Source organism: Halomonas sp. ND22Bw (genome assembly GCF_003011945.1).
Taxonomy (GTDB): Bacteria; Pseudomonadota; Gammaproteobacteria; order Pseudomonadales; family Halomonadaceae; genus Halomonas; species Halomonas halophila.
Genome location: NZ_PXWD01001615.1, coordinates 1 through 242 on the forward strand (window position 1 = coordinate 1; position 242 = coordinate 242).

Genomic DNA, 242 nt, shown 5'->3' on the forward strand with positions numbered 1-242 from the left:
GGCCGCCGGCACCGGCCGCGATCTCTTCCAGCACCAGCGCGAGCGTGAGGTAGTCGAGCCCTGCGCCGCCGTCTTCCTCGGGCACGCAGATGCCGTAGGCGCCGAGTTCGGCCAGGCCCTGGTGGGCGGCCTTCGGAAAGCTGTGCTCGCGGTCCCACGCGGGGGCATGCGGCCACAGCTCCTTTTGCGCGAAGTCGCGCACCGCGTCGCGGATGGCTTCCTGGTCGGGGGTCAGCAGCATG

The 242-nt window shown here is 71.9% G+C and carries 1 protein-coding gene; it reads right to left on the bottom strand.

All coding sequences use genetic code 11. The annotated features are described in order from the left end of the window. Nucleotides 1–242: acyl-CoA dehydrogenase family protein (locus tag CVH10_RS23720; RefSeq protein WP_146143368.1), on the bottom strand; the 242-nt coding region annotated here is incomplete at both ends.